This window comes from Sphingobacterium sp. UBA6320, assembly GCF_002440335.1.
Taxonomy (GTDB): domain Bacteria; phylum Bacteroidota; class Bacteroidia; order Sphingobacteriales; family Sphingobacteriaceae; genus Sphingobacterium.
This window is the reverse complement of sequence record NZ_DJTA01000013.1, coordinates 112,030-126,342: the sequence shown is the minus strand read 5'-3', so window position 1 is coordinate 126,342 and position 14,313 is coordinate 112,030. Positions and strand designations below refer to the sequence as shown.

Sequence of the window (14,313 nt, the reverse complement as noted above, 5' to 3'; positions counted from 1 at the left end):
CTTGGAGATCACACCACCTTTTTTCTTTTGTACTTGTTTTGTATCTGAGTCACAAGCACCCAAAAAGATGATAAAAAAAATAATGCAACGAAAAACGGATAGGTTCATAAAAAAATTGGTTGTAGATTACACTTAAATCTACAACCAATTTACATAAATTTATTTACTAATTATTTTATTGTATAATTTTGATATTCTGAACCATTTAATACTTTAAGGACCGTATTTTTGGGTCCAGCAATCTCATAGTGGATCACCTTGCCATCTTTCCATGTCATATCCACCGTATAGTTACCTCTAGCCTTTAATCCTTTTACAGCTCCATCTTTCCACGCTTTGGGTAGAGCAGGTAGTAAATGAATAAAGCCTGCGTGGCTTTGAAGAAGCATCTCAGCAATTCCTGCTGAACCTCCAAAATTACCATCTATTTGAAATGGAGGATGTGCACAGAACAAATTTGGGTAAGTACCTGCTCCAACTCCTTGGTAAGTCGTTTCATTAACAAATGCGGGTTTTAGCAATTGTCTTAATATCTCTAGGGAATGATCGCCATCCTGCAATCTCGCCCAAAATAAAATCTTCCAAGCGCGTGACCATCCTGTGCCTTGATCTCCTCTTACTTCTAGCGTCTTACGAGCTGCGTCTGCCCAAGATTTATCTTTTTGAGGCGAGATAAAATTAGCCGGATACAGGCCATACAAATGTGATACATGACGATGCTGTGGCTCTACTTCTTCGTAATCGGCTAACCATTCTTGAACACGGCCGCTTTTGCTCACCACTACCGCTGGTGGAATTTGACTTAATTTTTCCTTTAACTTGTGGATAAAAGGATCGTTCATCTGTAACAAACTATCTGCCTGAATTAAATTACCATACAGCTCTCTAACAATCTGATTATCGATCGTAGGCCCCATTACTACGGAAGCGACTTCACCATTAGGAAGACGGAATCCATTTTCTGGAGAAACGGACGGTGAAGTAACCAGCCAGCCTGTCTCTGGATCTTTCACTAAGATATAATCGTAAAATTCAGCTGCTCCTTTTAATACAGGATATACTTCTTTTAAATAGGCTTTATCCTGCGTAAATAGGTAGTGTTCCCAAAGATGATTACACAACCATCCTGAAGCTGTACTCGATCCCCAAGATGCATTTTCTCCTGGAGCTGAGTAACCCCAGACGTTTGTCATCATATAAACAACCCATCCTGGTGCATTGTAATAAGCTTTAGCTGTTTTTTCACCTGTCTTTGCAATACGTTTGATCATTGCTATAAAGGGTTTATGATATTCAGAAAGATTACTGACTTCAACTCCCCAGTGATTCATTTGTGCATTGATATTTAAGTGATAATCTCCATTCCAAGGTGTTTGGATCTGATGCGCCCATAAACCCTGTAAATTTGGAGGTAATGCATTTTTGTGATCTGGAGCTGTGCTTGAAATACTCAAGTAACGACCAAACTGAAAGTACAATGCCGCCAATCCATTATCCAAAGCTGGATTTTCAAAAAATTGATGTAAACGTTGCGGAGTCGGCGTATCGACCTTAAGCTGATGATCTGCAATGTTTAAAGTAACACGATCAAATTTCTTTGCATAAGCTTTTTTATGATTGCTATATAGTGTACTATTAGCTGTTTTTTCAACAGCTAAGATATCCTTACCGACAACCGTTTGTGGATCGGTACCATAATAATTTGTACTTGCTGCGAAAAGGACTGTAGCTTCATCAGCACCTGTCAAAATTAACTGTTTTCCATTATCCGTCAATCTCCCTCCCTTAAAGCTGATCTTAACCTTACCGGCAAACTGTAAGTTTTTGCTTCCTTTACCATCTGGTAAAGAACCTAATAAAACAATTTCACCATTTTTAATCTCATAAGAATCAATATTTTCCGATCTTTCCAGAGCAACAGCAAAACTGATACTTTTTTTCTGAGAAGCAGTTAAATGTATCACGCCTACATTTTGATCAAAAGAAGTGTAATAAGTTCTCTTGTAGTCTACTCCCGAAGAAGTGAAAGAAGTATGTGCAGTAGCGTTTCCAATATTTAATGATCGTTCATAATTAGAAATATGCTGTGCATCCACTTCAAAATTAAATTTTAAAAATCCAAAATTCTGATAACAACCATATGGTGCATTCGCACCTGCTCCAAAAGCAGACCCCTGTCCGTTACAGACAAAGTTCTTATTCACCAGATCCTCAGCCTCTTTATTCTTCCCTGCTATCAATAATTTTTGAATCTCGCTAACACTTTTATATGCATCATAATTATTGGGATCTTCAGCTGAGCCCGACCACATAGAAATCTCATTTAACACCAAGGATTCGGACTTAATTCCACCATCTGGCATCATTCCTATCAATCCATTTCCTAATGGCAGCGTTTCTTCCCATCGAGTAGCTGGTTTATCGTACCACATCGTTAGACCATCTCTTTTTTGTGCATACGCTTGGAGAGAGGTGATCGATAACAGAGCCAATAAGGTTGATTTAGTTGTAAATTTCATTTTTTATTTAGAATATAATTCAAATTCTGCTACTGTGAAGACATCTTTCGTTAACGTTTCAGTTGGAACAAATTTGATGTATTTTGCCTTTAAGACATCATCAAAAATGATCTGTTGTAAAATGGGATTTGCTTTAATGTTGGAAAACTCACCCTCTTTCACCATTTCCCATTGTTGCTTGTTGTGACTGGTATAGATCTTATACTTGGTCGCTGTACCCGCTGTTTGTCCATCTTGACGCGGTAAGTAACCGAGTCCTAAGACATCACTTTTCAATTCGAAAACAAATCCCTTTTTATATGCTTGTACGGAGGCAAAAGTTTCGCTCTTACCATCAAGTGCCTTTGCTGATTGGGAAAAAGAATTAACTGTAAACTCCCTTGCATTTAATTTTTTAAATCCTGCACCTTCAAATTCAAAGTCTTCATTATACTCTTTATATAATCCAAAATCACTTACCGTAATAGCGACTGGAGCAAACAACTGAACCCGCAGTTCATCGGTCGTAACCGGATTTTCCAATTTCATCAATCGATTAGCGCCAATACTTGTAGCCTTTGTCAATGTCACCCATTGGCCATTCACTTTTTGCTCTACCAAAACACTATCAAGTCGTTGACCGAGTTTAATATTTTCTCGTATCTGAATAATATCAAAGGTTTGTTTACCATTCAACTTTATTTCTAATGAAGCTTGATGCTCATCATCGTTTGTCGCCCAATAGCTATAGCGATCATCATCGAGGATATACGATGTTCCATACTCTTGAATGGAGTGCTCACGAATAGCAGATGCTTTAATTTGAGCATCTTTTGCTAAATTGGTTTTAAAAGTTTTATCGACCTTTTTTCCAAATGCCGCCAAAGATTTGACATCATTGTCATGCAATTGACCTGATGGCATAGGAGCCAGCCCAAGATTCATATTCGCACCACGCCCGACAGATTTTAAATAGATTTCAAATAGCTGATTTGGTGTTTTCACCTGAGCATCTTGTTCTGCATGATAAAACCAGCCTGGTCTTTGCGGAACATCACATTCAGCAGGAATCCAATATTTTCCATTTCGAACTCCAGATGTCAATGTTTTTTCATTAACTAATCCGGGAACTGGTTTTTGCCCATCTAAGCCTTCTGGTGTAAAAGTTGCCCATGAGGTTTCTCCTGCAAATCCCTTTTCATTTCCGACCCATCGCATATCGGGACCAACATCACTAAAGATCATGGCCATGGGCTGCAACTTGCGTACGATAGGCCAAGTTTTTTCTTCCCATGCATAATAGGTATTGCGATCGATGGTTCTTTTCTCTTTCAATCCACCGTAATAACCATCACCTCCATTGGCTCCGTCGTGCCATGAAGTAAACAATTCTCCATAATTAGACATCAATTCCGTCAGTTGTGCCCGATAAGCCTCCGCATATTCGACAGTACCATAGCGCATATCGTTGCGATCCCATGCGGAAAGATATACACCAAATTTCATCTTATTGGCATGCGTTGCTAACATAAAATCTTTGACCATATCACCTTTACCTTGTTTCCAAGGTGAAGCTGCCACACTATATGTTGTGGTTGCAGTGGGCCACAGACAAAAGCCATCATGATGCTTAGCAACAGAAATCAAGCCCTTAAAACCAGCGGAAGCTGCTGCTCTTGCAATTTGATTCGAATCAAATTGAGTTGGATTAAAGATAGCCGGATCGGCATCACCGTATCCCCACTCCTTATTTTGAAAGGTAGTTGGTGTATAATGAATTAGGCAGTAAGTCTCCATTTCATGCCATTTCAGTTGTCGTTCGGAAGGTATAGCCCCATATGGTTTCGGAGGATTTACAGGTTCAGATGGCAAAATACTACCATGTACAAAGAGTAAACTAGAGAAAAGAAATGTTAACATATATCTAGAGAATAGGTTTTAAATCTTAAATATAGTTTTATTTTGGAGTAATAAAAATTTGATAAAACCATTTATCTTAAGCAATCGATTGATTAAAGTAATTTAAAAAATAATTCATTGATCATTAATATTGATACGTCATCAAGATTATCAATAAGATAAGCCCGTCCATTTCGTCTAAATTTGTCTAACAACAAAGAGATAGAAACTAATAATACGAGCAATGGAAAATAACAGCCACAAAAAAATTACAACAGCATCGGGAGCTCCTGTTGTCAACTATGAAGACACGATGACGGTTGGACCTAGAGGTCCGGTGCTTTTACAGGATTACTTTCTACATGAAAAATTAGCTCATTTTAATCGAGAGCGTATCCCAGAAAGAATTGTACATGCCAAAGGTTCTGGCGCATATGGCACATTTACAGTAACGCATGATATCTCCCAATATACAAGAGCAAAACTTTTTAATGGAATTGGCAAGCAAACGAAATTATTTATTCGCTTTTCCACTGTGGGTGGAGAAAGAGGATCTGCAGATTCGGAACGCGATCCGCGTGGATTTGCAGTCAAGTTCTATACAGAAGATGGAAACTATGATTTAGTAGGCAACAATACTCCTGTTTTCTTTATTAAAGATGCAAAAAAATTCCCTGACTTTATCCATACACAAAAAAGAGATCCTTATACGAATTGCAAATCGCCAACCATGATGTGGGACTTCTGGTCACTAAATCCGGAGTCTCTGCACCAAGTGACGACTTTAATGTCGGATCGTGGTACACCGTATGGCTATAGACATATGCATGGCTACGGAAGTCACACGTACTCGATGATCAATGCAAAAAATGAATTGGTGTATGTTAAATTTCACTTTAGGACACAGCAGGGCATCAAGAATCTCACTGCTGCTGAGGCAGATGAGATGCGTGCTAAAGATATGGACTATGCGCAACGTGATCTGCATGCCGCAATTGAAAAGGGTGATTTTCCAAAATGGAAACTTTATATTCAAGTTATGACCGTATCGGAAACTAAAACTTTCCGCTGGAATCCATTTGACTTAACAAAAGTATGGTCGCAAAAAGAGTATCCACTTATTGAAGTTGGAGAAATGGAACTAAACCAAAACCCTAATAATTACTTTGCTCATGTGGAACAAGTTGCTTTTGCTCCAGCACATGTGGTAGATGGTATTAGTTTTTCTCCAGATAAAATGCTGCAGGGTCGCATTCTATCTTATCCTGATGCACAACGTTACCGTTTGGGGGGTAATTATGAGCAAATTCCGGTAAACCAATGTCCTTTTATGACCAATAATTATCAACGTGATGGTCAGATGACTGTCAATGGAAATCAAGGCTCTGCTCCAAATTATTATCCCAACAGTTTTGATAGCAACTACCAAGATCAAGCTTACAAAGAGCCTGCATTACAATTGGATAGTGTCGTGGCCGATCATTATGACCGCAACGCCCCTGGTGAAGACGATCACTATACGCAACCAGGTGATCTGTACCGTTTATTAGATGAAGAGCAAAAACAACATCTTATTGAAAATATTGTTGGTGCAATGTCTGGAATCGAAGGTCCAAAAAGAGATGAAATTATCATGCGCCAGTTGTGCCATTGGTTTAGGGCTGATATGAATCTTGGTCTTGGTATTGCTAAAGGTCTAGGATTTTCTATGGATCAAATGGCTAAACATATGCCGCAGAAATAAAAAATGAGATGATCCAGATTAAAGAAGCGGAACGGTGACCGCACATTTCCGCTTCTTTAATATCCATAATAAAACATAAATACTCCCATCTTCTATTACAAATCATACTTATCCTAGCTTTTTAATAGTATTAATTTAGACTTCACCGATTTTAGATAAATGAACATAAATAGCACGTCAATCGATTTAACTGTATGATAGGCAATTATTTCAGATTACAATCTGAAATAATTTAAAAACTTCAGTTGTTCTGATGATTATTTTTTATACAATTTTATTGGATTAAATATAAAAAATAAAATTTACAACTTGTACCTTTACGTTATCATGAACAAAGATCAATCTAAAATCATACGCGAACAAGCCGATCGTTCTGCAACACGTGAGCATTCGGTACCTCTATATTTAACCTCAAGTTTTATCTTTGATAGTGCTGAGCAGGGTAGAGCTATTTTTGCTGAAGAAGAGCAAGGAATGGTGTATTCACGTTATGCAAATCCTAATACTTCTGAACTTATTAATAAAGTTTGTATCCTAGAGGGTGCAGAGGCAGGCCTATCTTTTTCTTCGGGAATGGCAGCTGTGTTTGCTTCTTTTGCGGGCATTATTGAAAGTGGAGACCATATTGTTTCTTCTCGTGCTATTTTTGGTTCCACACATCAATTGTTTACACAATTGTTTCCACGTTGGGGAGTGACAACAACCTATGTGGATGCAGTCGATCCTGAAGAGTGGGAAAAAGCAATTCGACCGAATACAAAAATTATATTCTTAGAATCACCATCTAATCCAGGTCTTGAATTGGTTGATCTGGAGTGGTTAGGTTCTTTGAAGAAAAAGTATCCCCATATTATATTGGCCATTGACAACTGCTTTGCAACGCCGTATTTACAAAAGCCTTTAAAGTATGGTTTTGACTTATCCATTCATTCGGCAACCAAGTACATGGATGGTCAAGGCCGCGTACTTGGTGGATTGGTAGTCGGTAAACAGGAATTGATCGATAAATTAATGTTTTTCATCCGTCATACAGGCCCTTCCCTATCACCTTTCAATGCATGGGTCATCTCCAAAAGTTTAGATACATTGGGATTACGTATGGATAGACATTGTAGCAATGCGCTCGCCTTGGCGACTGTTTTGGAGACACATCCTGAAATTGAAGATGTTAAATATCCTTTTCTTCCTTCACATCCACAATATGAATTAGCGAAGAAGCAAATGAAAGCTGGAGGTGGCATTGTCACATTTGTGGTTGCAGGTGGAAAAGAAAGGGCATTTAGATTCTTAGATGAATTAAACATGATCTTATATACTTCTAATTTAGGAGATGCAAGATCAATTGCTACTCATCCCGCATCAACCACACATTCTAAGTTAACGGAGGATGAACGTTTAAATCTCGGAATTAAACCTGGCAGCGTACGCTTGTCTGTTGGTTTAGAAGATCAAGAAGATATTATCCAAGATATATTGCAAGCATTAGAAAAAACAAAATAACAATAAAAGGGTGATCATGGTGATCACCCTTTTATTGTTATTGTAATTTTACAAAAGAGAATGTTTCACCTGCCATCCTCTTTATTTTATGGATACGACTACTTCAATGAAGCTAATGCTGCTTCGTAATTTGGTTCTTCTGTCACTTCTGCAACTTGCTCTTCGTACAATACTTTTCCATTTTCATCCAATGTAATGACTACACGGCTTAATAATCCTGCTAAAGGACCATCAGAAAAGCGTAATTGATAGGTTTCTGAAAAATTATTGTCTTTATACTCTGATAATGTAACTACATTATTCAAACCTTCTGCCGCACAGAAACGGCCTTGAGCGAATGGTAAATCTTTAGAAATACACAATACAATGGTATTTTCTAAACCTGACGCTGCTTGATTAAACGCACGAACTGACGCTGCACATGTTCCGGTATCGACACTTGGAAAAATATTTAATACTACTTTCTTTCCTTTATAATCTGCCAATGACTTATCGGATAAATCACCTGCTGTTAATTTAAAATCTGGAGCTTGACTTCCTACTGCAGGTAAATTTCCAACTGTATTTACTGCTCCGCCTTTGAATGTTACTGTTGCCATAATTAATTTTTTAGCAATTTAATGATTTATGTCTAATGTTGCCACAAAAATCACAATAATTAGTGGTCTTTCATTCAAAATAAATATTTATCAATATTTGCCAAAAAAATATCAAAAAACCACAAAAAATTACTATGTTAGCATTGTAATTGAAACACAAACGATAAACCAAATATGATGTATATGAAGAAGTTACTAATTACCCTACTTTGTGCATCCCCCTCCTTACTTTTTGCACAGGGATCTCAAGTTAATCTTCAGAGTCCAAAATCTGTGGGTATGGGCGGTGCAGGCTCTGCCTACTTTATAGATGAATCTTCTATTTTTTATAGTCCAGGAGCACTTTCAAAAATGAGTCACAATGCTATCTCTGTTAACGGAAATGGTGTTATGTTCAAATCTGCTTTTCAAGCAACAGGAAGTTCAGTAGTTGATCACACTAGAAATCAGATCACACCTCCCTTTTCTGTATTTGCGACAGTAGGTCCTAAAAACACGTGGTGGAAAGCTGGTATAGGTATCTATACACCTTACGGTGGTGCAGTGGATTGGGGAACAGAATGGACAGGTAAATACAGTTTAGTAAGTTTATCATTACGTGCGATCTATATACAACCAACTGTGAGTTTCAAATTAACGGACAACTTTAGTATTGGTGGTGGATTTGTTTACAATATTGGATCTGTCGATTTACAAAGTGCTATTCCTGTTTATTTCCAAGATGGAACATCTGGATTAGCAGAATTAAAGGGAACGGGAACTGGTACAGGCTATAATGTCGGGGTGCATTATAATTTAAATGAAGAATTTGCCATCTCAATGAGCTACCGTTCGAAAGTGTTGACAAAACTAAAAGATGGCGATGCGAAATTCACTGTACCTGAAGCGGCAGAAGGAACATTTCCGCGAGATAGCAAATTTAGTGCAGAACTTCCTCTTCCTTCTACTTTTGCCGTAGGTGTAACTTTCCCTATCAGTGAGAAGGTGAAAATGGCTGTAGATGGAACTGTGATCAATTATGACGTCTATAAGGAATTAAATTTTGATTATAGCGGAGCAAATACTCCAGATACACATTCTCCAAAGAATTATACAAAGGCAGGTTCTATAAAAGCGGGTATTGAATACCTACCATCAGAGAAATTACAACTTCGGATAGGTGGTGGATATATTGCAACTCCTGTAAGGAAAGATTATGTATATCCGGAAACTCCAGATAATAACCGCGTATTGGTAGCTGGTGGTTTCACCTACAAAATGTCCCCTAAATTTGATTTGACAGGTTCATTTGCATACCAAAGAATATTACCCCGTGAAGCGAATAATGTCGACAGCCATCTATCGGGAACGTATACAACGAATATCTACGCACCAGGCATTGGTTTGACTTACAAATTTTAAGCATTTATACTAAAATGTTATGATCATGAAAAGAAGAAATCTATATATAGGAGTTGCATTAGCTATACTGAGTATCACAGCATGTAAACCAACTCTAGACGAATTTACCCCCTCTGCAGGAACAAAAGCTGATTTTAGCAAATATATTGCTATTGGAAACTCGCTATCTGCAGGATTTGCTGATGGAGGCTTATATCTAGAGGGGCAAAAAGTAGCTTTCCCTTTACTTATTGCTGAGCAACTTCAAAAAGTTGGTGGCGGAGAGTTTAAGTCTCCATTTTTTAGTGAAGAGCACTCCAATGGTTCAGGTTATATCCGTCTAAAAGCACTCGTGAATGGCCAGCCAGTTACGGAACAGGTTGCGGATAAATTAGCTTATCGTTCGGCGACCCCAAAATTATTAATAAAATATACAGAGCCTATCAATAACTTAGGTGTACCGGGCATGCGTATGGATATGGCTTTTGCACCAGGTATAGGTACCGCTGCAGGAAATATGTACTTCGAACGTCTACTGCCAGATGGTACTCCACCAACGATGAATTATTTCACCTACTCTACAACGCAAAATCATACATTTTTCACTTTTTCTCTTGGAAATAATGATGCCTTAGGTTGGGCAACAAATGGCGGTGTTGTAAAAATTAATCCAACTACTAAAGAACCAGATCCAACCACTGTCTTAACAGAAGTTTCAACATTTACAGGTCTCTTAAATAAATATGTGACTGAACTCACCACGGGCGATCGAAAAGGAGTATTAGCTACCATACCAGATGTTACAGCAGTACCTTATTTTACAACGGTGACACGTGAACTTTTAATAGCAGGGGTGAATGCTGCCAATCCAACTGCTGGAGTTAAAGATATCTATATCAAAACAAAAAATGGAACTCGTGCTGCTACAAATGCAGATTACTTCATTTTACCTTTTTCATCAGCAGGATTGCTGGGGCGCACAGATATACCTGATGAAAAGACAGGTGTCGTAAATCCATATCCTTACGGTCTTGATCCAAGAAATGGTGTCGGAGATAGTTATGTTTTGGATGTTACTGAAGCTGCACAAGTTGTGGCACGTGTCAATGACTTCAATAAGGCAATTAAATCGGTAGCCGCGTCTAAAGGATTAGCTGTTGCAGATGTTAATGCCTTTTTAACGGCAGTAAAAAACGGGATTAGGATCGATGGTCTGGCTGTAAGTGCAAAATACATTACAGGTAACGGTTTTTCTTTGGATGGCATACATTTAACTCCCATTGGAAATGCATTGATGGCAAATGTATTTATTGAAGCTATAAACAAAACATATGGAGCTCAGGTTCCCAGGTTGAATATTTCTGACTTTAGAGGTGTAAAACTTCCATAATATTAATACTAAATGGTTTGGTAAAAGGGTGTATCATAATTATGATCACCCTTTTTATTGTTTATCAATCGCCTATAGATCCTATCAACTCGATAGCACAAAACACAAGAAAATATGGAAAAGAATATGACGATGAAGCTGATATAGCTCACGTTAAAAGCATATAAATTGGTTTTTGTAATCCATGCGATTATATTGTTAATCAAAGCAAAATTAGCTAAGTTTGTGTATACAACGAGGTACAAAAACATGAAAGTAACATTAAATCGCCAAAACAAAGCGGTACACTTTGAAGCCGCAAGTGAATTGTCTAATGTCAAAGTTCATATAGATGGCTCAGAAGCTATTGGAGGTGAAGGGAAAGGCGTGCGGCCAATGGAGTTAGTCTTAATGGCTTTAGGTTCATGTAGTGTATTTGACCTATCTTCGATCTTGACCAAACAGCGCCAAGAGATTGAAGATATACAAGTGGAAGTCGAAGGAAAACGAAGAGAAGAAATTCCAAATATCTTTACGGATATTCACATTAGCTTCTATTTAAAAGGTAATATTGACGAGATCAAAGCCCAAAAAGCAGCAGAATTAGCGGTTAAAAAATACTGTTCCGTGCATGACATGCTTGCGGCAGGTGGTATTGATATCACCTATTCCCTGAAAATAAATTAAAGTGTTTTCAGCGATATTAAAACCCAGATTTCTGTGCAAATCTGGGTTTTAATATTTACTCATTTATCTTATAACCTCCCTTGTTCCTCTGTTTTTTTCGGCACATTGGCACTATTTTTAATTTTTTGATTACCAAAATGATAACGAAGTGTTACATTTACTTTACGTGTATCGCGATAATCGTTATAATAATTATTCTGGTCAGCATATTGTGATGATACTCGCTGCTTATCAGTTTTAAAAATATCCATAAAGGAAAAGTTTACTTCAAATTTTTTATTAAAAAACTTCCGATTGGTCAATAGGTAGGTACTTGAGTAACCAGAAATCTTAAAAGGCCCCTGTATGGTAGGCGACTCAAAGGTATTGCCAATTTCCAAATTCCAATCGACATTTTTATTCAGCAGGAAAGTTGAGCTGACATTACCATTGGCCATCCACACCTGATTGCGGTATAACTCAAGATCTCTTCCTTGATAGTAGTTTACATTATACATTCCTTCCAATTGTGTATTTAAACTCCAGTTTTTCAACAGCTGGAAACTTTTACTCAAATCTACACCGGCACCTTGCCCTTTTTTAATATTTGTATACTGATAGATCAATTGATGATTGATATTATCCTGAATAGAAATCTCCATGGATGGCCACTGCTCATAACGATAGAACAAGTCCACATTCCAGTTCTCTTTTGTAAACATGATATTAAGATTGTGAATAATTGTGGCTCGCAACCGTGGATCTCCCTGAAAGTAAGAAAACAAATTATAATAAGACTTCGCAGGATTTAACCAGGAGTATGCTGGTCTGCTGATTCGTTTGCCATAGGAAAATCCCCACTGATATTCCTGATCTGTATGATATTGGGCATAGAATGTTGGAAAGAGTGCCCAATAATTTTGATGATTGTGGTCTGCAGGTTCAGAAACGATACCATTCAATGCCGTATTTTCTAAACGTAATCCTCCTTTCCAGCTCCATTTACCCCATTTATATTCCATAGACGCATAAGCGGCAAATTGCTGCTCATCGTAATCAAAAACGTTACTCTTATCAGCTCTTTCCTGAAAACTACCTCGTTCATCATCGAAAAACAATAAAGCACTTTTTGTTTTTACAGTACTAAATTTTCCTCCAAATTCTAGAGCGACCTTATTTAAATTTGCGGAAAAATCGAGTTGTGTTGATAACAGCTGATTTTGACTCGCATTATCACTTACAAACCGTGTGCTTGTCGGTTCCTGGTCTTTAAAATTTAAATCGGTCCATACATCTTGCAGATTAGATCTTCGATTTGTTGTAAAATATGACGACCAATTCGCATTCCAATTGGAATTTATCTTTTTGTTAACCTGTAAATACAGGTTATTGGTTTTCCGAGAATCTACATGGTCATTCTTCGTTAAATAAGAAGACTCCAGTTGACCATCCTTATTATAGATAGAAGTCGGTACGCGATAGACTCCAGCAGACTTGGGTCCGTAATAACCATTTAATCCTATAGCGATAGTCAAAGAGGTATCAGGTGTATAATCGAAAGAGAACACATAACTGTTTTGACTATTATTTTGATCGATGCGAGTCATGATACTTTCCCATGATGTTTGTTCATTGGGATAGTATACAAAATCAGTCCCATATCGCGCGTATGTCCCTCTCCCATAATTGTAGGTAGCACGCAGATTAATTTTTTCATTTTTATAATATTGTGTCAGTCCAAAGAGCTGTTTTGCATAGTTACTTTGCTCTGCCAAAGCCAACACCACTCCCCGGTATCCATAAAGTTGTGATTTGGTCATTTTGATATTGATGATTGTGCTCCCTTCTGCTTCATATTTTGCAGGTGGATTGGTGATGACCTCAATAGCTTGCACATCTGATCCCGCAGTATTCTCTAAGAGTGTCTTCAGCTCTTCTCCTGTCAGCATCACCTTTCTTTCATTGATCATGACTGCAACTTTCTTATCTCCACGGACAGCAATATTACTCCCCGTGAGCATCACCATAGGTGTCCGCTTTAAAATATCCCAACTATTCAATCCGGATAAATTACTGCCTTGCACATTAAACTCCAATCGATCAATCTTTCGAATGACTCGAGGACGCTTGCCGGTCACTTGTGCTTCTTCAAGTTTGGTTTCATTTGGACTGAGCTTGATCAACACCAATTTTTGCACGGTATCGGAACGAAAGTAGAGTTCTTGATTTTCGTAGTTTAAGTGAGATATCGCCAGCCTGTATAGATTTTTCTCTGCAATAGTATAGTCGAATCTACCTGCTGTATCTACCTGGGACGTGTATATTAATTTCCCTGCACTATCTAATAATACAACGGTAACATCTGTCAATGCACGTTCGCTTTGATCACAGACTTTAACAGCTAAACGCTTCCCTTGAGCCTGTCCAATAAAAGGTAATAATAAAAAAATAATAAGATACTTCATGCTTTTTTAATTGATGGTACAAAAGTGTCTCATGTCAGGGAAAACTTCGGTTAATGAAGGGTTAATGGAAGGTTAAGGTTCCATTTATTCAAAAGCGGAACTTATATTTGTATATGGAACTGAAGTCTAAAAACTATATTTATATTTTCGTTATCCTCTTTCTAGTCCTCATTGGTATCCAGACATATTTATT

General features: G+C 37.7%; 9 protein-coding genes. 5 read left to right on the top strand and 4 right to left on the bottom strand.

What is annotated here, in order from left to right:
- Nucleotides 1-170: 170 nt before the first annotated feature.
- A complete protein-coding gene (locus B3P23_RS08210) occupies nucleotides 171-2,519 on the bottom strand; it encodes a glycoside hydrolase family 95 protein (protein ID WP_293925332.1) in 2,349 nt (782 codons plus the stop codon).
- 3 nt (nucleotides 2,520-2,522) lie between these two features.
- Nucleotides 2,523-4,418 (bottom strand): alpha-L-fucosidase, encoded by a 1,896-nt coding sequence (locus B3P23_RS08205; protein WP_293925331.1) that lies wholly within the window; start codon nucleotides 4,416-4,418, stop codon nucleotides 2,523-2,525.
- Nucleotides 4,419-4,641: 223 nt separating this feature from the next.
- Here B3P23_RS08205 and B3P23_RS08200 point away from each other — a divergent pair, with 223 nt between their 5' ends.
- Both B3P23_RS08200 and B3P23_RS08195 read left to right on the top strand, forming a co-directional pair.
- Nucleotides 4,642-6,141 (top strand): catalase, encoded by a 1,500-nt coding sequence (locus tag B3P23_RS08200; RefSeq protein ID WP_293925330.1) that lies wholly within the window; start codon nucleotides 4,642-4,644, stop codon nucleotides 6,139-6,141.
- A 327-nt stretch (nucleotides 6,142-6,468) separates the two neighbouring features.
- Complete coding sequence (locus tag B3P23_RS08195) at nucleotides 6,469-7,641, top strand: trans-sulfuration enzyme family protein (protein WP_094773228.1); 1,173 nt, start codon at nucleotides 6,469-6,471, stop codon at nucleotides 7,639-7,641.
- A 98-nt stretch (nucleotides 7,642-7,739) separates the two neighbouring features.
- On the opposite strand, the gene tpx is transcribed toward B3P23_RS08195, so the two are convergent.
- Nucleotides 7,740-8,240, bottom strand: coding sequence for a thiol peroxidase (gene tpx, locus B3P23_RS08190; protein WP_293925329.1), 501 nt, complete (start codon nucleotides 8,238-8,240; stop codon nucleotides 7,740-7,742).
- Between the two features lie 183 nt (nucleotides 8,241-8,423).
- Here tpx and B3P23_RS08185 point away from each other — a divergent pair, with 183 nt between their 5' ends.
- From B3P23_RS08185 to B3P23_RS08175, 3 genes are all read left to right on the top strand, one after another.
- Nucleotides 8,424-9,641, top strand: coding sequence for an OmpP1/FadL family transporter (locus tag B3P23_RS08185; RefSeq protein ID WP_045755450.1), 1,218 nt, complete (start codon nucleotides 8,424-8,426; stop codon nucleotides 9,639-9,641).
- A 25-nt stretch (nucleotides 9,642-9,666) separates the two neighbouring features.
- Nucleotides 9,667-11,010 carry a G-D-S-L family lipolytic protein gene (locus tag B3P23_RS08180; protein WP_293925328.1) on the top strand — a complete coding sequence of 448 codons (1,344 nt, stop codon included), beginning with the start codon at nucleotides 9,667-9,669 and terminating at the stop codon, nucleotides 11,008-11,010.
- A 249-nt stretch (nucleotides 11,011-11,259) separates the two neighbouring features.
- On the top strand, nucleotides 11,260-11,676 hold the full coding sequence (locus B3P23_RS08175) for an OsmC family protein (RefSeq protein ID WP_045753833.1): 417 nt from the start codon (nucleotides 11,260-11,262) through the stop codon (nucleotides 11,674-11,676).
- A gap of 68 nt (nucleotides 11,677-11,744) precedes the next feature.
- On the opposite strand, the gene B3P23_RS08170 is transcribed toward B3P23_RS08175, so the two are convergent.
- Complete coding sequence (locus tag B3P23_RS08170) at nucleotides 11,745-14,120, bottom strand: outer membrane beta-barrel family protein (RefSeq protein WP_293925327.1); 2,376 nt, start codon at nucleotides 14,118-14,120, stop codon at nucleotides 11,745-11,747.
- Nucleotides 14,121-14,313: the final 193 nt, after the last annotated feature.